The sequence below is a fragment of the Lentiprolixibacter aurantiacus genome (assembly GCF_026241225.1).
GTDB lineage: Bacteria > Bacteroidota > Bacteroidia > Flavobacteriales > Flavobacteriaceae > Lentiprolixibacter > Lentiprolixibacter aurantiacus.
The window spans coordinates 317,224-341,549 of sequence record NZ_JAPFQP010000003.1; the positions used below are offsets into that span (position 1 = coordinate 317,224).

General features: G+C 44.5%; 24 protein-coding genes and 1 tRNA gene. 9 read left to right on the forward strand and 16 right to left on the reverse strand.

Going from position 1 to position 24,326, the window contains the following annotated elements; genetic code table 11:
• Window positions 1-3: 3 nt before the first annotated feature.
• The 5 genes from OO016_RS10875 to OO016_RS10895 form a co-directional block, all read right to left on the reverse strand.
• The gene (locus tag OO016_RS10875) at window positions 4-450 is read right to left on the reverse strand and encodes a hypothetical protein (protein WP_266013613.1); all 447 of its coding nucleotides are present in this window, start codon (window positions 448-450) and stop codon (window positions 4-6) included.
• A gap of 10 nt (window positions 451-460) precedes the next feature.
• The gene (locus tag OO016_RS10880) at window positions 461-1,309 is read right to left on the reverse strand and encodes a universal stress protein (RefSeq protein WP_266013615.1); all 849 of its coding nucleotides are present in this window, start codon (window positions 1,307-1,309) and stop codon (window positions 461-463) included.
• A gap of 61 nt (window positions 1,310-1,370) precedes the next feature.
• Window positions 1,371-2,219 carry a universal stress protein gene (locus OO016_RS10885; RefSeq protein WP_266013618.1) on the reverse strand — a complete coding sequence of 283 codons (849 nt, stop codon included), beginning with the start codon at window positions 2,217-2,219 and terminating at the stop codon, window positions 1,371-1,373.
• A gap of 11 nt (window positions 2,220-2,230) precedes the next feature.
• Window positions 2,231-3,073 carry a universal stress protein gene (locus OO016_RS10890; RefSeq protein WP_266013621.1) on the reverse strand — a complete coding sequence of 281 codons (843 nt, stop codon included), beginning with the start codon at window positions 3,071-3,073 and terminating at the stop codon, window positions 2,231-2,233.
• A 15-nt stretch (window positions 3,074-3,088) separates the two neighbouring features.
• Window positions 3,089-3,934 (reverse strand): universal stress protein, encoded by an 846-nt coding sequence (locus OO016_RS10895; RefSeq protein WP_266013624.1) that lies wholly within the window; start codon window positions 3,932-3,934, stop codon window positions 3,089-3,091.
• 122 nt (window positions 3,935-4,056) lie between these two features.
• Here OO016_RS10895 and trxA point away from each other — a divergent pair, with 122 nt between their 5' ends.
• Window positions 4,057-4,353 (forward strand): thioredoxin, encoded by a 297-nt coding sequence (gene trxA / locus OO016_RS10900; protein ID WP_266013627.1) that lies wholly within the window; start codon window positions 4,057-4,059, stop codon window positions 4,351-4,353.
• 30 nt (window positions 4,354-4,383) lie between these two features.
• Here trxA and OO016_RS10905 read toward each other — a convergent pair whose 3' ends face one another.
• The 3 genes from OO016_RS10905 to OO016_RS10915 all read right to left on the reverse strand — a co-directional run bounded on the left by OO016_RS10905 (window position 4,384) and on the right by OO016_RS10915 (window position 8,309).
• The gene (locus OO016_RS10905) at window positions 4,384-5,223 is read right to left on the reverse strand and encodes a universal stress protein (protein ID WP_266013630.1); all 840 of its coding nucleotides are present in this window, start codon (window positions 5,221-5,223) and stop codon (window positions 4,384-4,386) included.
• A gap of 86 nt (window positions 5,224-5,309) precedes the next feature.
• Window positions 5,310-6,359 carry a response regulator gene (locus OO016_RS10910; protein WP_266013633.1) on the reverse strand — a complete coding sequence of 350 codons (1,050 nt, stop codon included), beginning with the start codon at window positions 6,357-6,359 and terminating at the stop codon, window positions 5,310-5,312.
• Window positions 6,360-6,416: 57 nt separating this feature from the next.
• Window positions 6,417-8,309 carry a sensor histidine kinase gene (locus tag OO016_RS10915; protein ID WP_266013635.1) on the reverse strand — a complete coding sequence of 631 codons (1,893 nt, stop codon included), beginning with the start codon at window positions 8,307-8,309 and terminating at the stop codon, window positions 6,417-6,419.
• Between the two features lie 194 nt (window positions 8,310-8,503).
• On the opposite strand from OO016_RS10915, the gene OO016_RS10920 reads away from it, so the two are divergent.
• Window positions 8,504-8,746: a hypothetical protein gene (locus OO016_RS10920; protein ID WP_266013637.1), complete on the forward strand. Its 243-nt coding sequence runs from the start codon at window positions 8,504-8,506 to the stop codon at window positions 8,744-8,746.
• 2 nt (window positions 8,747-8,748) lie between these two features.
• On the forward strand, window positions 8,749-9,141 hold the full coding sequence (locus tag OO016_RS10925) for a hypothetical protein (RefSeq protein ID WP_266013639.1): 393 nt from the start codon (window positions 8,749-8,751) through the stop codon (window positions 9,139-9,141).
• A gap of 3 nt (window positions 9,142-9,144) precedes the next feature.
• On the opposite strand, the gene OO016_RS10930 is transcribed toward OO016_RS10925, so the two are convergent.
• From OO016_RS10930 to OO016_RS10940, 3 genes are all read right to left on the reverse strand, one after another.
• Window positions 9,145-9,981 (reverse strand): universal stress protein, encoded by an 837-nt coding sequence (locus OO016_RS10930; protein WP_266013643.1) that lies wholly within the window; start codon window positions 9,979-9,981, stop codon window positions 9,145-9,147.
• Window positions 9,982-10,000: 19 nt separating this feature from the next.
• Window positions 10,001-10,300 (reverse strand): ribosome hibernation-promoting factor, HPF/YfiA family, encoded by a 300-nt coding sequence (hpf, locus tag OO016_RS10935; RefSeq protein WP_266013645.1) that lies wholly within the window; start codon window positions 10,298-10,300, stop codon window positions 10,001-10,003.
• Window positions 10,301-10,452: 152 nt separating this feature from the next.
• The gene (locus tag OO016_RS10940) at window positions 10,453-10,887 is read right to left on the reverse strand and encodes a doxx family protein (RefSeq protein ID WP_266013648.1); all 435 of its coding nucleotides are present in this window, start codon (window positions 10,885-10,887) and stop codon (window positions 10,453-10,455) included.
• A gap of 363 nt (window positions 10,888-11,250) precedes the next feature.
• Between OO016_RS10940 and OO016_RS10945 the strand changes: the two genes are divergently transcribed.
• Genes OO016_RS10945 through OO016_RS10960 form a run of 4 tightly spaced genes read left to right on the forward strand, consistent with a single transcriptional unit; the run spans window position 11,251 to window position 15,063 of the window.
• Window positions 11,251-11,958: a LytR/AlgR family response regulator transcription factor gene (locus OO016_RS10945; RefSeq protein WP_266013651.1), complete on the forward strand. Its 708-nt coding sequence runs from the start codon at window positions 11,251-11,253 to the stop codon at window positions 11,956-11,958.
• A gap of 36 nt (window positions 11,959-11,994) precedes the next feature.
• Window positions 11,995-13,098, forward strand: a complete 1,104-nt coding sequence (locus OO016_RS10950) for an efflux RND transporter periplasmic adaptor subunit (RefSeq protein ID WP_266013654.1) — start codon at window positions 11,995-11,997, stop codon at window positions 13,096-13,098.
• The gene (locus OO016_RS10955) at window positions 13,095-14,357 is read left to right on the forward strand and encodes an ABC transporter permease (protein WP_266013657.1); all 1,263 of its coding nucleotides are present in this window, start codon (window positions 13,095-13,097) and stop codon (window positions 14,355-14,357) included. The genes OO016_RS10950 and OO016_RS10955 overlap by 4 nt, the downstream gene beginning before the upstream one ends.
• 10 nt (window positions 14,358-14,367) lie before the next feature.
• A complete protein-coding gene (locus OO016_RS10960) occupies window positions 14,368-15,063 on the forward strand; it encodes an ABC transporter ATP-binding protein (protein WP_266013660.1) in 696 nt (231 codons plus the stop codon).
• Here OO016_RS10960 and OO016_RS10965 read toward each other — a convergent pair.
• The 4 genes from OO016_RS10965 to OO016_RS10980 form a co-directional block, all read right to left on the reverse strand.
• Window positions 15,032-15,886 carry a universal stress protein gene (locus OO016_RS10965; protein WP_266013663.1) on the reverse strand — a complete coding sequence of 285 codons (855 nt, stop codon included), beginning with the start codon at window positions 15,884-15,886 and terminating at the stop codon, window positions 15,032-15,034. The two genes, OO016_RS10960 and OO016_RS10965, sit on opposite strands and share 32 nt — an antisense overlap.
• A 123-nt stretch (window positions 15,887-16,009) precedes the next feature.
• Window positions 16,010-17,167: an efflux RND transporter periplasmic adaptor subunit gene (locus tag OO016_RS10970; RefSeq protein WP_266013666.1), complete on the reverse strand. Its 1,158-nt coding sequence runs from the start codon at window positions 17,165-17,167 to the stop codon at window positions 16,010-16,012.
• Between the two features lie 7 nt (window positions 17,168-17,174).
• Entirely contained in the window at window positions 17,175-21,503 is a 4,329-nt protein-coding gene (locus OO016_RS10975) for a CusA/CzcA family heavy metal efflux RND transporter (protein WP_266013668.1), read from the reverse strand.
• 57 nt (window positions 21,504-21,560) lie between these two features.
• On the reverse strand, window positions 21,561-21,956 hold the full coding sequence (locus OO016_RS10980; protein ID WP_266013671.1) for a hypothetical protein: 396 nt from the start codon (window positions 21,954-21,956) through the stop codon (window positions 21,561-21,563).
• 194 nt (window positions 21,957-22,150) lie between these two features.
• Between OO016_RS10980 and OO016_RS10985 the strand changes: the two genes are divergently transcribed.
• Both OO016_RS10985 and OO016_RS10990 read left to right on the forward strand, forming a co-directional pair.
• Window positions 22,151-22,234, forward strand: a tRNA-Leu gene (locus OO016_RS10985).
• 64 nt (window positions 22,235-22,298) lie between these two features.
• Entirely contained in the window at window positions 22,299-23,546 is a 1,248-nt protein-coding gene (locus OO016_RS10990; protein ID WP_304608105.1) for an NAD(P)/FAD-dependent oxidoreductase, read from the forward strand.
• Here OO016_RS10990 and OO016_RS10995 read toward each other — a convergent pair whose 3' ends face one another.
• A complete protein-coding gene (locus tag OO016_RS10995) occupies window positions 23,547-24,260 on the reverse strand; it encodes a 3-keto-disaccharide hydrolase (RefSeq protein WP_266013674.1) in 714 nt (237 codons plus the stop codon).
• Window positions 24,261-24,326 lie beyond the last annotated feature (66 nt).

Consider the following 24,326-nt stretch of genomic DNA (forward strand, 5'->3'; position numbering starts at 1 on the left):
AATTTAGTTTTGTACCGAAGTCTGGAGGGAACGATCCGGGCTCAAACCGAAGATGTCCCTTACCAGGGCCTTGAATTGGTTTTGGGTCATGCTGTCTGCCTTGCCAGCATGTTCAACCAGTTCAGCCAAATCCCTCTGATTCTCTTCAAGCCATTTATTAAATTGCGCATAGGTATTGCCCGGTCCAAAAAGGGCAAGAGCCTGAGGATCTTCCTTTTTTAGTGCCTGGTTGATGTTTTCAAAATACGACCTGAGCTGGTGTTTCTCCCGCTCGGTATACTTGCTATCCTGCACTACATCCTGGGGCCCCCAACGGGATTTGGAACGAGATCCGCCCTTAGGGTTAAAAAATTCTACCTCGGAATTAACTGTGTACAGGGATTCCTGTTCATTCTTGAGAATCACCAGGTGTGCTTTCTCCTTATCCAGCCATATACCAATATATTTCATAGGATACTATTTATCTGTGATCGTTTAACGCCAGCAATGGCATATTGTAATGGTAGCCCAATTCGTTTACCAGGGGTTTTGAGAGGATTTTACCCAGGAAAGTGTGCTTCCGGTTAATAAAGGCTACCATATCGCTTTCCCTGCTTTCCACAAAAGCGCCGATTCCTTTGTGAACTTTGATATCTTCCAAAGTATGGAAGCTATGGTCCGAATCCTCAAGGATGGCTGCAAGCAATTCCCGGTTGCTTTCCTGTTCCCGGCTTAAGCGGGATTCCTTTTTAATGTGAAGTACACGGATAAAGGCCTGATGCAGCTTCGCAATTTCGAGCATGTAATTGAGTTCACGGCGTTTGTATGTCGCTTTGAAATCAGTAGGAAATACTATTTCCCGCGGTTGGGTATACCTGTAGTCCTGGGGTACGGCCAGCACGGGACATTCAGTTACCCCTTCCATTACGTTGATGGTATTGGTCCCGAAAATCAGACTCTCAGCACCCGTTATCCCTTTGGTGCCCATAACCACCAGGTCAATATCGTATTGGGCTATGTTGGCCTGAATGGCGTACAATAAGGAATTATAAGTGGCAATGGTGTGATATTCATGCCTGGGATTATCATTGTGAAGATCCAGCAATTCCAGTAACCTGGCCAGGCCGGCCTCAGATTCTTTACGTGCAGATTCATAAGCGATATCACCGGGTTCCGGGGGCGTAAGGCTATCGATACTGTAACCGCTGATGCGAAATGCATTTAAAAAATAAAAATCACATGGCACATCACGATACAGGTCCACCGCATAACGCACCGCATTCAGGGCATTTTTGGAAAAATCAGTGGGCAACAGGATCCTTTTATTCATTTTCTCTCAGAGGTTAACTTGTTAATTGTATATACATAAGCGATTTATTCCCCTTCTTTTATCAATCGGCCTGAGGGATGATAAGAAACGGTACCTCCACCTCAAAGCTCATCCTCTTTATAACCCTTTCCCGCATGAGGTTTTCCAGGAAACCATGGCGATAGTAGATCATAGATATCATACCAATGCCAAGTTCTTCCAGGAAGGTGTTGATTACTTCCGTCTTGCTAGAAAAATCAGGCATCCAGTGCACGGTATGGCGCAAATCTCTAAGGTATTCCCTCAGCGTATTTAAATTGGTCTTTTGATTGCTGGATAACCTGCCTTCTTCATTGATATGGATTATCCTTATGGCTGCCTTACAGATACTGGCCATGAAGCACAGTGGATTCATCACTTGTGCGTCGTAATTTCGATTGTAATCGGTGGCGAAAGCAATTTCAAAGGGGATATCGCATTCCTTTTCCCTGGGAACGGCAAGCACCGGACAATCCGGCATGGCCTTTACCACATTAATGACATTGCTTCCCATAAAAACCGGGATTGCTTCCGTCTTGCCTGTGTTTCCCATCACAATGAGATCAATCTCCCTGTCTGCCACTATTTCATGGACGATATCGGGAAGGTTACCTTTCCTGGAAATGGTTTTCCTTAGGTGCTTTTCATTGGGAGCATCCAGGTTAATGCGGTGAAAATCCTTTTCAAGCCCTTCCCTGGACTCCTCCTCGAGTTGTACCAGCAGATTTCGGTTCTTTCCCTTTGCCCTGTTTGGACTGATAAGCGGAGTATTTTCGGAAAAGACATTCAGGAGGTAAATACGGCATTCTACGTCCCTGAATAATCGGGTTGCATAATACAGGGCATTATACGCATTGTTTGAAAAATCCGTAAGAACCAGCATATTCTTCATAATGATGGGCATTAGGTTTCATCAGGAATAACCATAAACGGTATGGTTACATGGAATCCAATTTTCTTGATTACCGGCTCTATGAATAACCGTTCCAGGAAGGTGTGTTTGTTCTGAATCATGGCAAGCAACTGAACCTCGGCCGTTTTTTGGAACTGGTTTATACCTTCTATGATTTCCTGATTGGGCACATCGTGATATCTGCAGATTCTTGAACCGATAAGGGACTCTAATTTTGCTTTATTCTCTTTCTGCTGTCTTGTAAGCTCCAATCCGGTGGAAATGTGCAGGATCTCAATGCGGGATTTATGCAAATCTGCAATATTGAATAGTGCAGAAAAATGTTTTTCAGTGTAGTCTACCTCAAAATCTGTAGGGAACAGCAATTCTTTGGGTTTCTTAAACTCAAAATCCGAAGGCACAGCGATAACCGGACATTTTGCTTTTTTAATAACGTGTACGGTATGTGTACCCAGGAAAATTTCCTTGGCACCAGTAGCTCCCTGAGTACCCATGATAACCAAATCTGCTTTCTCCTTCTCAACCATGTCCAGTACTTCATCTACCAGAACATTAAAAGCAGAATGGGTAAACATGGTGTGTCTGGGGTTATTGAACTGTGCCTCGGCCCGCTCTTTCATTTCTGCCAGCCGCTCATCCGAATCGGTTTGATAAAAATCCCCCAGACCTATCTGGCCAGGGCTGTGCAAAACGTATTCGGTCTGATAAATGGATGGGGTAAATGTGTGCACCAAATAAAACGTACAGGGTTCGTCCTGGAAAAGCTTTGCTGCATAAGCAAAAGCGTGGTACGAATTCTCTGAAAAATCGGTAGGTATGATTATTTTTTTCATGGCAACTGCTTTTAATTAGCGTGAAAGGTTTTGCAATACCAGGAAGGGGATTTTTACATGTAATCCAAGCCAATCCAGTGTGGACTGATAAAGCATGTGTTCCAGGTGAGAATGCCTGGAATTAACCATTACCAGCAGGTCTATATCATTGTGGAGGATGTACTTGGCAATAGCCATGGTCTTATCCTTCTCCGAAGTAGTCTCAAACTTGAGATCGGCCTTATGCAGGCAGTCCTTGAGGAAGAGCCTGTTGTCTTCCTGGCGCAGGGAGGGCTGCTTAAGCGGGTCTATATAGAGCATGTGAATGGTAGAGCGAAAGGATCCGGTCATTTCACAAAGTAATTTCAGCTCCCGCCTTTTGTAAGGCACCATATAATTAGTAGGAAACAGCAATTCCTTGGGCGGATGGTAAGTGTAGTCTTCCGGGATAGCCAGTACTGGACACTGAACATATTTCAGTACCTGAAGAGTATTGCTTCCAAAAGTGATTTCCCGGTCGTTTGTCTCACCCCTGGTACCCATAACCACAATGTCCATATTCTCCTGGTTAACCAGGTCATTAATTTCGTCGGTTAGCGTTCCGAATGCAGAAATAGTGCTAAAATTATGTTGTGGGTTAGGTGAATATTCCTGAATAGCCGTCAGTGTTTCCTGTAACGCTTTCTTGGATTTCTGATAGGTCACCTCCTTTAGTTCTTCCAGAAAACTCCGCTTTACTACCCGATCCTGCTGATATACCTCATCTGCATAGGCGTGAATGATATAAATATTACTGCGCTCGTACTTGAAAATCTGACAGGCATATTTCAGCGCATTTAAGGCATTTTCCGAAAAATCCGTAGGTACAACTATTTTTCTCATATCTGGCTTGCTGAAGGAGATTGACTGTCATTAAAATTAGTCCAGTAGCCTTTTTTAAACCATGATATTAATCAGTTCATTTCCAGCGCTAATTGGATACCTTAGCCCTGAAAAAAAAGGAAATGAAAAGTAGTTTTAAAAAATTGATTTCTGGCGACATTCCAGTTCTGGTCGATTTCCATGCGCTGTGGTGTGGACCCTGCAAAATGCTGGCTCCTGTACTCAAAGAGGTCAAGGAAGAACTTGGTGACAAAGTGAAGATTGTAAAGATCGATGTGGATCAAAATCAAACCCTGGCAAATCGCTACCAGGTTCGGGGAGTGCCCACCATGATGCTTTTTAAAAATGGGCAGATGGTATGGAGGCAGTCCGGACTGCTTCCCAAAGAGCAAATCCTCAACGCCATAAGCGCAGCATAAAAAAAGGCCTTATTCGTGGCCTTTTATAAATTATTCATGAAGTACAAGGAAGGGAATCTCGATGTGATAGCTGATCTCTTCAACAGCAGGACGGAACAAAATTCGTTGAAAGAAATTAAGGTTTTTGGCCACCATGGCAATCATGTCTATATCCCGGCTCTCTACAAAGCACTGTACTGCCGTTTCAAGCTTGGCCCCGGTGAGCGTATGAAAACTATGTTCAACTTCCCTTAGGTAGTCATGCAGAAAATCCTTGTTTTGCAATTGTTCGCGCGTTAGTTCTTCACCACGCCTGGTTATATGGAGCACCCTCAGACTAGCTTCATTTCTATTTACCATGCCAATCAATGTATCCAGCACCTTGATATCATAATTGATGTAATAATCTGTGGGGAAAGCTATCTCCCTGGGGATTTTATACCTTGCCTGTTCAGGGACTGCCAGCAACGGACACTTAACCTTTGTAATAACATCTCCCGTATTACTGCCCAGGGAAACTTTTTTAAGCCCCGAAGCGCCCTTGGTACCCATAATTACGAGGTCAATATGCTTATCCTCAACTTCTCGTTTTATGCTGTCTACGAAAAAATCGTAAAGCGAAATGGTCATAAACGTATGGAGGTCATTATGCAAGCTCTTATTTATCTTCTCCAGTAATTCCTTCAGGCTCTTTTCACTTTCTGCAAGCATGGTTTCCCTTAGCATATGGGTGCTTGCCTTTACTGAAGTTCCTGCACCAGAATAGGGTGGCAAAGGATTCACGTGAAGCAAATAAATTGTACAACGTTCTTTGCGAAACAATTCCAAACCATATGTGAGGGCATTCCAGGCGTTTTGGGAAAAATCGGTAGGTATGAGTATGCGTAACATGCCGGTATTTATTGATCAGCATAAAAGTAGCACCCCAAAGGCAGCCGCAAAATGATACTGATCATGTAGGGCAGTTGTTTTGTATACTAGCTCATGTTGCGCAGGCCTTCAACATCCAGAATCCTGATGTCCCGGTCGCAAATATCGATGAGGCCTTCCTTTTTAAAACTGGAAAGCGTTCGGATTAAGGTCTCCGTGGCCATTCCGGCTACACCGGCCAGGTCGCTCCTTAAAATATGAATAGGCCCCTTAACGTTGGATTGCAGCTTATCGGCAAACCTCAATAGGGTATTGGCGGTCTTCTTACGAACCGAGCCATAAGCCATTTGAAGTAATTGTTCCCTGGCTTCAGTAAGGCTTTCAGACATGAGCTGCATCAATTCCAGTACCAGCTCGGGATTGTTCTGCAGTACTTCCTTGAGGGCAGTTTTATTGATGCCTACACAGCGGGTGTCTTCCATGGCTGTGGCAAACTCCGGATAGGGAATATTCCGTGTAAAATTAGTGAGCCCGAAAAAATCGTCCGGCCTGTGGATGCCAGTGATGAGTTCTTTTCCCTGTTCATCCAGTTTATGGGTTTTGACCACTCCGGTAAGCACCAGGTAAACGGTATTGGAATTATCTCCTTCCCGGTAAATGGCATCCCCCAGACTAAACTCAAAATCCATCCCATTGTCGTAAATAAAGTTTTTGAGTTCATTTAGGTTACTTACCACCTCTTCAGCAGCCTCTTCTGAGGCTGCTTCCTCATCCATATCCCTGAGTATGGCCATTTTAGCAATTCTACTTTCTATGGCCCCTATCAGTTCTGCTTCTTCAAAAGGTTTAGTCAGATAATCATCCGCTCCCAGTTCCATGCCTTTTCGAACATCGCTCCGCTCAGTTTTGGCCGATAGAAAAATAAAAGGTATCCCCCGCGTTTCTTCATTCCCGGAAAGGGCTTTCAGGACTGCATAACCGTCCATTTCGGGCATCATGATATCACAGACCACTACATCCGGCTTCTGTTCCATGGCAAGACGCACACCAGCGCTGCCATTGGGAGCAGTAAATACAAGGTAATTGGACAACTCCAGCAGCTCCGCCGTGCTTTCCCGCAAAACGGTATCATCTTCTACCAGCAACACTTTCTTCATATCAGATACTTTGAGAAAAGGGTACTACTAAGATACAAATAAAAGTTCCCTTCTCTTTCAGGAACAGGCCTTTTCATTCAGTGGAAGTTGCACGGTAAAAGTAGTGCCTTTATTCTCTGTGCTTTCAAAATTTATGGATCCGCCCAGCGTCTCTACATGGGTTTTTACAATATTCAGGCCAATACCCGTACCCTGGGTAAGCAAGACGTTGCCCGCCCTAAAATAGCGGTCAAATATAAACTTCTGGTCTTTCTCAGGTATGCCGATACCTTCATCGCGAACCTGGAATTGCAGAGTGTCTTTTGTAACGTTTACCTGCAAATCGATAAGGGTATCCTCAGGGGAATATTTTATGGAGTTATATAAAAGATTGGTAAGGACAAGAGATACGATTTTCTCGTCCTGGCAAACAGTAAGTTCATCCACACCTTGTGGATAACTTATACGCTGTCCGACTTTCAAGATCATATTGGCGTTATAAATAACCTCATCAATGACTTTGCTCAGTGAGAATTTCGTCAGGTTATAGACTTCTTTGCCTTTTTCGAACTTCTCTATGGAAAGGAAATCGTTCAGGATATTATTGAGATGTTTCACCTCGCTTTTAATGGTCTTCAGGTGCTTTACTCTCTTCTCCTGGGCATTGACTTCACAGTATTTGCCCACCAGGGTGGCGGAGGTAAGGATGGCACTCAATGGAGTCTTGAATTCATGAGATACCATGGAAAGGAATTTGGTCTTCAGTTCATTTAATTCTATTTCACGGGAAAGCGCTTCTTTTAACTGTGAAGTTCTTTCTTCTACTTTGGCTTCGAGGCGCTCGGTATAGTTGCGCTTATCCGTTACATCCAGCACTATGCATACAATAACCCTTTTGTCGCCCTTGATGGAGGATTGAAAGTGTACCTCTACGGGATACTCAGTTCCATCCTTTCTCTTTAAACTGGTTTCCAGGATGATCTTTTTGAGGCTTTTTTCGTATATGGGTTCCAGTAATTTTCGAAACTCGGCTGGTTCATATTCGGTGAGCAGATCCAAAACCTTCATCCTGTGCAATTCCTCAAGTGAATAACCAGAGTTCCTGCATGCCCCGAAATTAGCATGCGTAAACTTCAGGCTGTCTGCATCAATAACAAATATTTCATTGAGGGATTCGTTGAATATACGGACGAGGTGATTTACCTCTGCCTGTGTTTTAACCTTCCTGGTAATATCATTTTGAATACCGATAAAATGGGTTACAATTCCGTCTTCATTCTTAATGGGGTTGATAGAAACCTCATTCCAGAATAGGGTTCCGTCCTTTTTATAATTCCGAACCCTAACCTGACAACTTTTCCCTGTTTTGATACAGTTACGGATCTTACGGATCCCTTCCTGTTCCCGGTCGTTATTTTGCAGGAATCGGCAATTCTTGTTCAGGACTTCCGATCTGGGATAACCTGTTATTTTTTCAAAAGCCTGGTTGACATAAATAATTGGATTGTCCGGAAGTAAGGCATCGGTAATTACAATGCCGTTATGGGCAGAATCCATAGCTTGCGTCTGCAAGTCGATATTTCGCTGAATTTCTATTTCTTCGGTCATGTCCCTGACAAGGGCCAGTGCGTAATGCCTTTCATACAATTCAAAGGGGTGCAAGCTGATATTGACAGGGAATTCTTCTCCAGATTTTCGACTTGCATACAGGCACCGGTCCCGCACCATAAGGCCTTCTTTGGAAGTTTTGAAATACCTCACAGTATGGTCCTTATGGGCTTTTTTAAATCGGTCAGGAATCAGGACCAGCATTGGTTTTCCCAATAATTCCTCTGAAGTGTATCCGAAAAACTCCTGTGCATGTTTGTTGATGGAAACAATTTCGTGTTCCTGATTCACAACAACGACACCATCGGAAATTGCCTCCGAAAGCAGGTTGAAAATACTGCTGTTTTTCTCAAAGACATGCATATAACAAAGGTACGATTTTGCCGCCAAATGAACCCCCTCATAACCGCGTATACCGGGAATAAATTCAGAAATTTCAACCCTGTAATTCGGGTAATCGGCTTACCGGAATAAACAATATCCGGAAACATGATTTCTATCATAGGAAAAGTCTTTCTGCTCAGTTATGTTTCTGGTATACTGCAAAACCTTACAGCATGGAAGCTTGTGTTCGCCTAATCAATCTAACCAATCTCAGTGACAGCAAACTTATAGAAAGGAATCTGCACAGGATACTGGATGTAAGCCTGATCAGCTTTGACCTCCAAAACAGGGCCCTTCGATTTCATTACGACGATCCGAAGGTTTACGATGAAGTTATCCGGGAATTAAAACGCCTGGGACATCCCATGGAAAAATGCCTCTATAAGGGGAAAGATTTACCACTCCAAACCTCATAACTATGGAAAACACTAAAATCAATACCGAATTATTTGAACATCTGGGCAAGTTGTTCTACGCAGTGGCCACAGCGGACCAACACCTGCATGAAGAGGAGACCCTCCGCCTTAAGAAGGAAATTGAAAAATACTGGAAACCCCGCTTTACTGAAGCTCCATACTCCATGGCCTATTACATCTGGCACGCATTTGAAAACGCCCGAAGGTCAGATACAACAGCAGAACGGGCTTTTGAAGAATTCAATACTTATTTTAAGGAAAACCCTGAAGAATTTCCGGATGAGGTCCTAAAGTTGATCATGGATACAGCGAATGCCATAGCAAAGGCTTATGCGGATAAGAACAAATCAGAGCTGATCCTGCTTGCCAGGCTGCAATTACTATTCGAAAAATAGCAGCTAAACTTTAAATGTAATTACCGGGATTTCGGCCCTGTTGGCAACGTCTTCCCCTATGCTTCCCTTGAAAAAGTGGGCCATACCCCTACGGCCGTGGGTTGGCATGGCTATCAGGTCTGCCTCAATTAAAGAAGCAAAATAGAAGATACCTCCTTCTATCGAGTAGTCGCTTACCACATGTGTATTTATACCGGGGGGTTGCTTTCCATTATGGGCAACTTTGAAGAACAACTCTCGTTCCCTTTCAATTTCTTCAGAACTTTTGAAATGCTCCGTGGGTAAATTCACATAAACCAGGTGAATTTCTGTTTTCCATTGCTCAAAGAACTTAAGGGCCTGGGTGTATCCTTTCAGATTTTCCAACTTGTAATCACAGGCATACACCACGCGATGGGGAAGATAACCTGGCCGTTGTTTCTTTAAAACCAGCACGGGCACCTGCGCCGTCCGGACCACCTTTTCGGTATTGGAGCCAACAAAAATACTGCTTAACCCACCAGTGCCATGAGAGCCCATTACAATTAGTTCGGCCTGTACCTCAAAGGCTACCTCATTGATCTCGCTGAAGATCTTATAATTCTGGACCATCTCATGAACCCTGATCCCTTTCAGGAAGTCTTTGTCCAGGAATTCCTGGAACCGCTTTCGGGTAAGCTTCATATAATAATGTGCTTCGGCAGCCTCCTGAGCAGCGTCTTTGGTCAACACTGCTTCAGACAGGCCCATCATATGCAGCAACACAATTTCTGAGCCCGAATGCCTGGCCATAGAGGCCGCCACCTCCAGGGCATATGCAGAATGCTCTGAAAAGTCTACCGGTACCAGTATTTTTCCCATAAATTATGGCTTGGGTGGGTCAGTGTTTGTTAAATACCTCCTTACGTTTTTTTAGTTGACTTTCAAGTTCCTTAATTGTAGCAGCCGCAGCCTTCTCAAAATTATCCTCGCCTGTTTTGGCAAACAACCTGGGGCCCGGAGCGCTTAATTGTATTTCACACACCTTGCCCTTTCCCGTTGGATCGTTCTCCAGTTTAAAAGAAACATCTGCACTAATGATCCATTCGAACTTTTTCTCCAGCTTCCTGAGTTTATTGGTAACAATGGCGCTCATGGATTCACTGGTTGGCATTTGAACATACTGAATATTGATAGTCATACGTGAAAGAATTTATATCGTAATTAAAAATAGTAGCTGCGGTAATATTATAACATGACTTTTGTCATCCGTATTGCACGGCGGGCATAATATTTATCAGGACATTACAGTTTGCCCAAAGACCTAAATCATCAGCCTCTTAAATATAAGATTTATTGGCGAATTTTTCTCTGTTTTATCAGCACAACTAAAATGCCAAGGATGATCAGATTCTTGACAATGTACTGTCCAACCAGGGTAAGACCAAATGGAGCCTTGGTGAACACCAGTTCCGGAAAGAAAACAAAGGGTGTAAAGGTAAGCAGAATATGAAGCAAGGCCAGGTATAAGGCTGTCTTCTTAAATAGGTTGGTCAACAGAAATACTCCAATGGAAACTTCCCAGATGGCCAGCAAGATCAGCGCCAGCTGATCGGAGAAAACATGAAAGGTAAGTTTATGGATGGTTGCTGTAGCCAGGTTTTCAGCCGGACTTAAGCCCGGAAAGAACTTTAAGGTCCCAAACCAGATATATACGAGGCCAATGGACATAGGCATAATAGCTATTTTACCCTGGCTAATTTTACCTATAAATGCGGTTGCTTTCATCGTTTTGTATTAGTTAGTGCGCTAATCTAAAAAGGTTCATTCATCAAAAAGATGATAAATCTCATGTTGCTCAATCCAAATCTTACCAATTAATGGGCAGTCCTTCTGCCCAGCCGACTAAATTGTCGGAATGGCGTTTACTTTCAGAAGCTAAAAAGTTGACAATATTTTATGCTCTATTATTCTATTGTAATAAAAAATACCAGGAAACATTTTTAGATATAGAATTAACATTTGCCGAATTCCATTTTGTACGAAAAATATGACTATAATCATTTCAGGAACCATATATTGCAGGTAGTTTTGATTACCAGATCCGGAAAGTAAGCAAGGATTCTTCTCGGAACTATTGAAAAGAGCAGCATGAAAAAAAACACACCTAAACTAGGCACACTGATCTTAGATCCCTCACCTACTCAGCGCCTGCTCATTGCGCATTTGGTAAGCAAACAACCCCAGCTTAAGTTAGTTGGGGCCTATGACAATCCCACCGAGGCATACAGGCGCATGGGAGAAGTAAAGGTGGATCTCCTTTTGCTGGAAGTTGACCTGCCCATGATAGATGGCTTCAACTTCATGGAATCCCTGAATGAAGATACCCAGACGGTCATTATTACCACTTCGGCGCATCATGCACTGAAGGCTTTTGACTACGGCGTAACAGACTACCTGTTGAAACCAATCAATCCGCTAAGGTTCGCGCAGTGTATACAAAAAACACTGAAAAAATACACCGTGCTCCATCAGACCAGAAAAAAGGAGTCCATGACCATCCGATGCGACCTGCAAAAACGCGAAGTAGATATTTCAGAGCTGCTCTGGGTAGAAGCCATGGGGGATTATGTGAAGCTAATCACCAAAACGGAAAGGGTTGTAGTATTGTCCACGATGAAAGCCATAGTTAATAAACTACCTCAGGACCGGTTTCTTAGGATTCATCGATCTTATATCGTAAATTTAGAGAAGGTGGATAACTTCACAAGTACACGTGTTGAAATCAATGGAAACCTGCTACCCATGAGCCGAAGCAGAAAGCCCAGCCTGGAGCGTAGGCTGGAACCGCTGGGGTAATACGTTACCTGTCTGGTTATCTAAAAATTCCGGCCGATGAAAAAATTATTCAGGCGTCTCTTCGCCATTTGGATATTGTTCCTAGTTATTTGCCTTGCCCAATGTGGCACTTCCACAGATAAAATCTACCCTACCCGCAGCGGGCTAACAGAGTCTGTATACTCTTCGGTGACCGTACAGCCAGACAGCCTTTATCAGGTTTATGCCGCTGTTGGGGGTATTCTGGAAAAAAACCTGGTGGAAGAGGGCGATAAAGTAAGGAAAGGCGATCCCATTGCCCAGATCGTCAACAATACACCTTTGCTGAATATGGAAAATGCACGCCTCAACCTGGAACTCGCCCGTGAAAACTACAGCGGGAATAATGCGGTCTTGTCCAGTATGCGCGATGAAATCAATTCAGCCCGACTGAAATTGCAGAACGATTCTGCGAATTATTACCGGCAAAAAAAACTTTGGGATCAAAAAATTGGATCGGAAGTGGAATACGATAACCGCAAACTTGCCTTTGAACTCTCTTCCAGCAACCTGCAACTGCTTGTTGGAAATTATGAACGGATGAAGAATGAGCTAAAAACCAAACTTATCCAGGCAGAAAATAATTACAAAACGGCCACAATTGCCTCAGAAGACTTTACTGTAACCAGTAAAATCAATGGAACGGTATACGAGCTGTTTAAAAACCAGGGTGAACTTGTGAGCAGCCAGGAACCGGTTGCAGCTGTTGGCAGCTCCGATAAATTTGTCATTGAAATGCTTGTAGACGAGGTAGACATTGTAAAGATCAGAGAGGGACAAAAGGCCCTGATTACCCTGGACGCATACAATACAGAAGTTTTTGAAGCCCGGATAAACAAGATTTACCCCTTGAAGGACGAACGCTCGCAAACATTCAAGATAGAAGCGCTCTTCATTGACGCACCAGAAGTTTTGTATCCCGGTTTGGCAGGCGAGGGCAATATTATTATTATGGAGAAGAAAGATGTCATTACCATTCCCAAGGATTATTTGTTCGACGGAAATAAGGTGAAAACCGAGGATGGCATCATAGAAGTACGAACAGGGATTGAAAACCTGGACCGTGTGGAGATAATTTCCGGACTGGATACCCAAACCCACATCTTAAAACCCGGGGAATGACTAACTGGAAAGTTATACTCGGCATCGCTAAGACCCACCTGCTGACCAAAATGAAGTCAACAGTCACTGCTTCCCTTGGAGTAACCTTCGGGATTGGTGCCTATATTACATTGGTAAGTTTTATGACCGGCCTCAATAAGATGCTGGACGACCTTATCCTCAATCAAACTCCACACATCCATTTGTACAATGAAATAGAACCCTCGGAGAAACAGCCCGTAGCTCTCTATGAGGAATTGCGGGGAGGACTTAATGTTGTTAGGTCCATTAAGCCCAAACAGAGCCAGACCAAAATCCACAACGCCCTTCCCATCCTGAATCATTTACGAAATGACCCTGAGGTAAAGGGTGCAACACCTCAGTTGCGGGCTCAGATCTTTTACATATCCGGGTCTATTGAACTGGGAGGCAATCTTACAGGAATCGAAGTTATGGAGGAAGATCGCCTTTCCAGTTTTAGCGACTACCTGATTGCCGGCAGCCCGGAAGCGCTTAAAAATACAGACAATGGCATTCTGCTGGGGGCCGGGCTTGCCGAGACCATGTCACTGGACATTGGAGACCGCGTGCAGATCAGCACTATAAGGGGTGATGTTTTTCCTCTAAAGATTGTTGGTATTTATCAAAGTGGAATTGCTGACATAGACAACATACAGAGCTATGCCAACTTAAAGACCGTACAGCGCATAGAAGGGGAAGCCGAAAATTACATCACCGATATCAACGTAAAACTGCATAACCTGGAAATAGCAGCAGAAATGGCCAGAAGCCTGGAAAAGAAATTCAATATCAAGGCCACAGATATAAGGGAAGCCAACGCACAATTTGAAACGGGCACCAATATAAGGAACACCATTACTTATGCGGTTTCAATTACCCTGCTGATCGTAGCCGGATTTGGGATTTATAACATTCTGAATATGCTCATCTATGAAAAGATGAAAGACATCGCCATCTTGAAAGCCACAGGGTTTTCCGGCAAGGACGTACAATTGATCTTTATGAGCCAGGCCCTGATTATTGGTGTGATTGGTGGACTTTTAGGGCTGATCATTGGCTTTATGTTCTCCAGGCTGATCGATCAGGTCCCCTTTGAAACAGAGGCTTTGCCAACTATCAGCACTTTTCCCGTGAATTACCAGCCGGGTTACTATCTGATCGGGATTACCTTTGCATTGATCTCCACTTTTATAGCCGGCTACCTGCCCTCCACCAGGGCCAGGAAAATAGACCCGGTCAAAATTATCAGAGGCACCTAAAAGGCATATAATGAATAAAGTCCTGCAGGCAGATCAGATCAATAAGCACTTCCGTAAACCGGTGAATTTTCATGTGCTCAAGGATATCAGCTTTGAAGTTAAAAAAGGTGAATTTGCAAGCATAATGGGTAAATCAGGGTCGGGTAAATCAACCCTGCTCTATATCCTTTCCACCATGGATACAGATTATGAGGGAAAGCTGTATCTGAACGAAGAACTGGTAACCGGGAAACCGCATCAGGAGCTTTCCCACCTGCGCAATAAACACATCGGGTTTGTTTTTCAGTTCCATTACCTGCTTTCGGAATTCAGTGTCATGGAAAATGTAATGCTGCCGGCCAGGAAACTGGCTTTAAAGTCCGATGCCGCTATTGAACACGATGCAATGGAAAAACTGGAAATGCTCAATATTGCCCATCTGGCCGGAAAAAGGGCATCACGCATTTCAGGAGGTGAAAAACAAAGGGTAGCCATTGCCAGGGCCCTGATCAACAATCCTTCAATACTCATGGGCGATGAACCCACCGGCAACCTGGACAGCTATAATGCCGAAAACGTATTTCAGATATTCAAAAGACTTAAAGAAGAAGAAGGTCTTTCTTTGCTGGTGGTTACGCACGACTACGATTTTGCAAAACGCACAGACCGAATAATCGAAATGGAGGATGGGAGAATTACAGGGAACTCTGCAGGCAGCGCTCGTTAAAGCTCATTATCGGGATTTTGCTCCTGCTTTCCATAATTTTAACCTGATCGCGATGCAGGAGTTTGCTGAAGAATGAACGACCACTGTCCCTTTGCAACATGGCAAGCAGATCAGCCCGTACATCCTGTACATATGCCCCCAAACCTTCCTGAATACTATCGGCAAAAATCATATTGAAACGGATATTACCATAGTCTACCTGTTGGTTCAGCAACTCCTTGAACCACTCCATTTGTTCCATACCGGCATATTCCTCTTTGGTGGGAATGTGCACCACCAGGATTTCTGCGTCATAGGGTGCTGCCATCTTCACGAGTTTCTGTATAGCCTGTAAATCCCTTTCTTCAAAATCGGTTGCATAAACCAGTGTTCTGAGTTTGCGATACCTCAACTGATTTGGTACCATTATTACCGGGCAGGGACATTCAGCCAGAATGGCATTGGCTATATTTCCCGAAAAATACCCCCGCAGGGTATGCTCGTCTTTCATGCCCATAATGAACAAATCCGGTTGCAATGCATGGCAGCGTTTAAGGATTCCATCAGAAATGGAAGGGCTCTCCACAACATCAAGGACTATATCGGCACTCATTCGGTCTTTTAGATAACGGGAGCAATAATTATGAAGTACCATCATATGTTCGTCAGCCGCCATCCTGGAACGATGTTTCGGTGCCCGGATGGTGGAAACCAAAACCGGGGGCAAATCATATACAGAAAGGACAATAAGCCTGGCGTTCAGCTTTTCGCTTAGTTTATATGCATATCTCAAAGCCGGGGTTGCATGACGGGTGCAGTCAGTTGCATAGAGGATGGTCTTCATATAGCTGCCGATTATCTGAGCAAACTAACAGTTATCCTGTTCTAATAAAATGATTTTTATCATCATTGTTTAGGTGAAACCAGGCCAAATCAATTTTGTTTGAACCCCCGGGCCCTTCACTGACTACTCCGCCTCTGTTTTAAACCAAAAAGCACCCCTGGTCAGGAATTCTTTGTCCAGCAAATCAGAACTATCCGTAAGTACAGGGACAAATCCGGACTGTTCTGTACCTGTTTTAACAGCTGTTTTTTTCAAAAGGTAACCCCCGTCTTGTAGTCGGTTTACGATTAGAGCATATGTATGTTCTCCTTCCCTGAGCAAAGCTTCCTCGGGCAATGCGAAAACCTGTTTCCTGTCCAGGGTAATTTCGGCCTGTATGTAGGCACCTACCGGAAAACGACTCGCCAGGTTTTCCGGGATATGCCCGTGAACAAGGACCGTCCGATTTTCTTCCTGAACTTGATTTCCTACTTTAAATACTTCCCCTTCAAAAAGTTCCTCATGGTTTTCCGGGAGGTAAAATTGAATTTTCTGCCCCGGTATTATTTGGGAGGCATCCCTTTCATAAACACCGAGTTCAAGGTGCAGGTGATCTGTATTTACAAGCTCTAAGAGTGGTTCGTTAGGCGGGGTGTACATCCCGCGATTCACCATAACACGGGTAATACTGCCGGTAATGGGGGCATAGAGTTTAAGGTGAGAACTTATTCCGCTGGATTCAAGCTGATCAATATCTACCTGCAGCAATTCCAATTGGGATTTCAGGCCAACAATCTGGGCCTGGTTCGTTCGATAATCGCTTTCTGCCTTAAGAAAGTTTTTTCGGGAGCTTACCTGCTCTTCGAACAGGGTTTTAACGCGTTCATATTCGGATTTCAGATAGGCATTTTGAGCAAGGGCTTCGAGATAGGACTGCTGGAGGATAACAAATTCCGGGTTTTCCAGGGTCAGCAGGTGCTGGCCCCGTTTTACATATTCACCAACTATATAAGGGGCATTCCTTACAAATCCGGGCATGGGTGCGCTTACTATAGCCCTGCCTTCGGGAGGTACATCAACATATCCCTGTGTGGTCACTACATCACTTACGGTAATGGATTCCAGTTTGCCAACCGACATATTCCGGGAGTTAAATTGTTCCTCACTGATCCGTATTCCTTCAGTAGATGAATCCGCCTGAAGAGCATCTCCTTCCCTTGCAATTCCTTCTTCACGTCCCTTGCAGGAAAATAAAATTCCAATACTGAAGAACAAAATAACAATTCTATTTACCCTTTTCATGTGCTAGCTATTTTAGGATTAGGTAGTTAATTTCAATTACCGTCTGGTTATACCGGTTAAGGTGGTCCAGATAAGAAAGACGAAGTGTACTTACCTGTTCAAGGCTTTGTATGTACTGAAACAGGTCAAGTTCACCATTCCTGTAACCCAATTCGGCCATTTTTTGGATTTCGCCTGCCAGTATCTGTCCTTCTTTTTCATAATATTCCAGTGCTACTTCGTCCCTTGACAGTTTATGGAGCAGCTGTTCATAGGCAGATTCCAGTCTAATGCGATAATCCCTAAGCTCTGAAAACCCTGCTTCTTCGGCTAGTCGGGAAGCCCGTATACGGGACGTTTTAGCCGGAAATAAAATGGGTATTTTAAATCCCATTTGATAACCGTAGAGTTGCCTGTTTAATGTAGAATTGGTACCCTGGAAATAGCTAAAAGAAATATCCGGGAGGAGGGACTGACTTTCCAATCTCCTTCTGTCAGTAAGGTACTGGCTTTGATTTTCCACATATCTCATCCCGGGATGGTCCTCAACCAGATAATTTAAGGGAGTTAGCTTGGCAAGGGGTTCATTCCTTATTTCAAGAATATCTTCTGTTTGAACCAATTGGTTGATCAGCTCCAGCTGGGCCTGGTAGTCTTCCCTGAGGGTATTCAGAACAGTCGCTATTTGCTGCTGCTTTGCCCTGGCCGACACCTTTTCAAGGTAATTGGTCCCTCCCAGCTCATATCTCCTGCTTGCAGCCCTGGACATATCTGTAAACAGGGAATCCAGCGAATGGTAAATGGTTGTTTTGGCAGAAATATACTGCAATTGATAGTAGGAAGATGCCAATGCTCCTTCCAGTTGCCTCCTTTCCAATTGCAACTGGTTTTCAGCTTGTTCCCATAAAGATTTGCGCACCTTTCGGTCTGTAAAATAAAGCAATGGAAACTTTATGTCTTGCTGAATACCGTAGACTTCCAGAGGCTTTCCATTAATGGCCAGATTGTTCTGGTCATAACTGTAGAAGACTTGAGTTTTATCAAAATCAAAGGCAGCGCCCATCAGGGATTTTTGACTGTCCCTGGAAAGAGCAACAGATTTCAAATGGGCATTGTTCTCAAAGGCCAGCATTTTAAGTTCGCCCAGGCCGAGGGGTTCGGATTGCGCCCTGGCATCAGGTAGCGTACAAAATAGGCCAAGAAGAAGCAAAATTGTTGGAATATGTGATTTAGCCCTTGATCCCTGGCCAGTCTTGCCGGAAAAAAGAGAATACAATACAGGCAGCACAATAAGGGTTAGCAATGTGGCGGTAACCAGTCCGCCTATGACTACTGTTGCTAGCGGCCTTTGCACCTCTGCCCCAACATTTGTGGATACCGCCATGGGCAAAAATCCCAGGGCTGCCGCCGCGGCCGTAAGCAATACCGCTCTAAGCCTGTGATGCGTACCCTCTCTTACCAGATCTTCAATTTTCATAGTCCCTTCTTCCTTAAGTTCCTTAAAATGTTCAATCAATACAATCCCATTTAAAACTGCTATCCCAAAAAGTGCAATGAACCCTATACCTGCAGAGATACTAAAGGGCATATCGCGCAACCACAACAACCAAACTCCTCCAACAGCCGCCAGAGGTATCGCCGTGTAAACCAGGAGCGTATCACGAACAGACCTGAAAGCAAAAAACAACAGGATAAAGATGAGTAACAGGGAAATAGGAACGGCTACCAACAAACGGTTTCTGGCCTTTTGCAGGTTTTCAAACTGACCTCCATAGGAAACCGAATAACCTGCAGGTAATTCCAGGTGTTCCTGTATGCGTTCCTGAATATCATCGACCACAGACTGCAAGTCCCTATTGCGAACATTTACCCCTACTACTATACGTCTTCTGGTGTCATCCCTGGCAATCTTGGCTGCTCCTTCTGTAAAGGTGATTTCCGCAAGCTCACGCAGCGGGATCTTCTGCCCGCCTGGTGTATCTACATAGAGATTCCTAAGCGATTCCAGATCTGTACGATGCCTTTGGTTTAGCCTGAGGGTGAGATCAAACCGCTTTTCCCCCTCAAACACGGTACCCAGTTTGACACCGGCAAACCCCATTTCTATAATCCGGTTTAAGGAATTGATCTGCAGTCCGTAAAGGGCCAGTTTGGAACGATTATATCGCACATTCAATTGGGGAAGACCCACTATTTTCTCTACCGTTATGTCCGCTGCTCCGGGAACCTCTTCGATCAGGGTTTTAATTTCATTGGCCTTGGCACTCAGTATCTCAAGGTCTTCGCCAAAAACCTTAATGGCTATATCGGCCCGAACCCCGGTAATCAATTCGTTAAAACGCATTTCAATGGGCTGGGTAAACTCCACTTCCATTCCGGGAATTAGGGCAAGAGCCTCCTTAAACTTCTCGGCCAGGTCATCCTTGGAACGTGCAGAAACCCATTCCTTTTTGGGTTTCAGGGTAATAATCACATCGCTTTCCTCCATGGACATGGGATCGGTAGGCACTTCAGCTGCCCCTATACGTGTTACCACCTGGTCTACTTCCGGAAACTGATCCAGAAGAATCGTTTCGATTTCCGTGGTAATCTCGATAGTTTTGGTCAGGGAGGTGCCCGTAGGCAGCACAGGCTGTATGACAAAATCGCCTTCGTCCAGGGTAGGCACAAACTCGGCCCCCATAGTGCTAAACAGGTATCCTGAGCCTAGTAAAAGGGCTAAAGCAATGCCTATAACCAGCTTCTTTTTTCTAAGTGCCCATACAATAGAAGGATCATAAAGGCGCTCCAGAAAAGGAATGATATTTCTGGAGATCCGGCTGTGCTGCTTAGCTCCCGGCTTTAAAAACAACGCAGAAATTATTGGCACATAGGTCAGGCACAGTATCATGGCACCGAGCAATGCGAAACTGAAGGTCAGGGCCATGGGACGAAACATCTTTCCCTCTACCCCACTTAAGGAAAGCACAGGGATGAATACAATAAGGATTATGAATTGACCAAAAATTGCAGAATTCATCATCTTTGAGGCGCTTATTAAAGCGGTCTGGTTGGATACCTCTCGGGCATCGGTATGATTAACTACGCTTCCCATTCGGGCAAAACGTTTGGACGTGTACTCCACAATGATCACTGCACCGTCTATGATGATACCAAAATCAATCGCCCCAAGGCTCATCAAGTTTGCATCAACTCCAAAAACATACATGAGGGATATGGCGAACAATAAACTCAGGGGAATAACGGAGGCCACTATAAAACCAGACCGGAAATTACCCAGCAGGAGCACTACAACAAACACTACAATAAGGCATCCCAGAATCAGGTTTTCCACGACCGTAGTGGTTGTTTTGCCAATAAGTTCGCTTCGCTCCAGAAAATCGTTGATATAAACCCCTTCGGGCAGGGTCTCTGAAATCTCGGAAACCCTTGCCTTTACTGCTTCGATAACCTCTTTGGAATTGGCATGCTTGAGCATCATCACCTGACCCAGGACTTTTTCCCCCTGTGCATTTCCGGTAATAGCACCAAAACGTATTGCCTTTCCATAGCCCACTTCAGCGATATCCCCTACAAGTACTGGTTGTCCGTTTCGATTGGCCACTACGGTTTTCTCGATATCATTCAGGGAAGTAATAAGGCCCTCACCCCGGATGAAATAAGCGTCATTTAGTTTTTCAATATATCCTCCACCGGCAACGCTGTTATTATTTTCAAGGGCACTGAAAACCTGTGAAATGGAAATTTCCATTGCTTGGAGCTGTTCCGGATCGATGGCTATTTCATACTGCTTTAATTCGCCTCCCCAGGTATTTACTTCCACCACTCCTGGGATTCCAGATAACTGTCGCTTTACAATCCAGTCCTGAATGGTTCTGAGGTCCATGGCGGAATACCTTGATTCATAGCCAGGTTTTGTATCTAAAATGTACTGGTATATCTCCCCAAGTCCGGTGGAAATCGGGCCCATTTCAGGACTCCCAAATCCTTCAGGAATCTTTTCACTAGCCGATTTGATCTTCTCTGCTATTAATTGTCGGGGCAGATATGTGCCCATGGCATCTTCAAAGACAATGGTCACAACTGACAACCCAAATTTTGAAATGGAACGGATCTCCTGTACTCCAGGGAGATTGGCCATTTCCAGTTCAACAGGATAGGTCACAAATTGTTCCATATCCTGGGTAGAAAGGTTTCTTGAAGTAGTAATTACCTGGACCTGGTTGTTGGTGATGTCCGGTACAGCACCAATCGAGATCTGAGTCAGTGCATACATGCCGAAAACAGTTACAAAACCGATCGATATAAGAACAAGTAGCTTATTGCGTAAACTAAATTGAATGATTTTTGTTAACATAATCCACAAATGTGCGTTGAATTCTTCCCTTTCAGTAAGGGGTTTTCATACTCTAGATCATGCTAATCTGGGTGGTTGAAAAATTTCAGAACAAGTCAGGGAAGCGTAGTTAATCTGGTAATGGAAATTCGGCAGGGTATTGTTACCCGCAACGGAATGTTGAAGTGGGTAATGAGTTGTCATATAAGTGATGTCTGCCACAACAAGAACATATGAATGATTCTGCAAGGGCAGGTTCTCATGTTGCGATTGCTCCTCCTGATGCCGCTGATCCTGTTCCTGGTGAAACTCACCGTAATGCTTGGAAAGGAACTCCATAAAACTATCTCCATAGGCCTCGGAATGAAATTTTGCATGTTCAATAAGGACACCAATACGGGAAGCATCTTCCAAATTCCAAAACATTCCCTGGAACAGGAGAAGCAAAGCCAGAAAAAAGGACGATAACTTCATCTATACTTCCTCTTTACTCGTTATGGAGCCCTATGCTTAAACACATAAGAACCGGGTACAGTTTACCTTACTGTAGCTGAACAGCTACAAGTTCAAAACTACAGGTATCCTACGGAAGAATTCATGACATAAATCAGGTACTGGGAGTTCCTCAGATGTAAAATTACCACTATATTTGTCGCGCTAATCCAGCTGCCCAGGTGCTGGAACTGGTAGACAGGCATGGTTGAGGGCCATGTGTCCATTAGGGCGTATGGGTTCGACTCCCATCCTGGGCACAGAAGCTCCGAGGTATATTCCCCGGGGCTTTTTTTATCTTGTATGCCCATTTAGACGCTTATTTTGAAAAAGGTAATTGTTATTGGAGGGGGAATCGTAGGCCTGAGCACAGCCTACTACCTGCAAAAAGAAGGACATGAGGTCACTGTTTTGGACAAGTCGGACCTGTCAGGGGGTGCATCCTATGTAAATGCCGGGTATCTTACCCCAAGCCATATCATACCCCTGGCCTCCCCCGGTATGATGGCCCGGGGGATCAAGTGGATGTTTAACAGCAGCAGCCCTTTCTACATGAAACCCAGACTGGATACCGATTTTATCCAATGGGCCTGGTATTTCCATCGTTCATCCACCAAAACCAGGGTTGAAAAGGCAATACCGCAAATCAAAGACCTCAACCTGCTCAGCAAAGAGCTATACACCGATTGGCAGTCAGGCGGTGAATTAGGCGATTTCCAGCTTGAGAAAAAAGGATTGCTCATGCTCTACAAAACGCAAAAAGAAGAGGCTCATGAGCGGGAAATAGCCAGGAGAGCATCAGACCAGGGACTCGAAGTCCGTGAATTGACTTTGGAGGAGCTGGAAAACCTTCAACCCAATCTCAGCCCTGAAATCAGGGGTGCTGTTCATTACCTTTGCGACGCCCACAGTACCCCATCGGAGATCATGGAAAATCTCAAAGCTTACCTCAAAGTGCGTGGAGTAAAACTGATCTCAGGTGAAGCGGTAACTTCTTTTGAAACCCGTAAAAATAAAGTCATAAAGGTCAGGACATCGGAAAAAAGTTATGCTGCAGATGAAGTGGTCCTGGCAAGTGGTTCCTGGTCACAGTTACTAGCCAGAAAGCTGGGGATTAAATTACCCATTCAACCGGGGAAAGGATATCGGATTGATGTGAGTCGGCATACCGGAATCCGAATGCCGGCAATTCTTATGGAAACGAAGGTTGCGGTAACCCCCATGAAAGGTTTTACCCGTTTTGCCGGTACCATGGAGCTATCTGGCATCAACAATAAAATAAGAAGGGAGCGTGTCCGGGCTATTGCCAGAGCTGCTGGCGCTTATTACAATAACCTCAGCATTAGTGAAAGGGAACAATCGGAAGCCCAATGCGGACTCCGGCCTGTTTCACCTGATGGATTACCCTACATTGGACGTACCTCAAAATTTCCTAATCTGTACGTGGCAACTGGCCATGCCATGATGGGATGGAGCATGGGGCCCGCTACCGGAAAACTGATCACCGAGTTGATCTCAGGGAAGAAAACTTCGATGCCGCTGGACGGATTCCATCCTGATCGGAGGTTTTAACTACAACCTTTTTACCCGCACATTGCGAAACCAAACCCCTGCACCGTGATCCTGCAATCCCAGGTGACCGCTATTGGCCATGCCGTAATTGGGGTAATCATCCCATTTGCCACTATTTCGCCGCTGTTTCCAGTCATCACTGAACTTATCAAACTCCAGGATCTTTTTACCATTTAGCCAGTGTTCTACCTTTCCCTTGTTAAAGATTATCTTAGTTGAATTCCATGAACCAACAGGTTTTAATGACTTCTGGTCGTTAGGAAGGTGCATGGCATAATCCGCTCCCGCTTTCTGCCATTCCTCCAGGGGGCCAGGGAACCCTAGATCGTCCAGTATTTGGTATTCCGGTCCGGTCTCATAAGGTGAATGGTATTTTTCTGACTCCACAACATGATAGAAGATGCCGCTGTTTCCTCCCTCACTGATCTTCCATTCGAGCTGCAGTTCAAAGTTGCCGTACTGTTCCCGGCTAATGATATCTCCACCCACATCGCCGGCCTTACCCAGGCATTCAATTATATCACCTTCAATAACCCAGTTATCTGGAAGGCCCTCCTGGTTATATCCCCGCCAGGAGTCGGGAGACATTAACGAAATCCATTCCACTTCCTGAGTTACCGGTTCCCGTTTCTGTTCCTCTGTGGTTGATTCCTTTTTGTCACGACACCCAAAAGTGATCAACAGGATCACGAATAAAATCCCTGAATAATTCATATTTAAGCTTTTGAAACCTTTAAAAATATCCATTTTACTAAACAACTCCTGACCCGTAATGCGGTT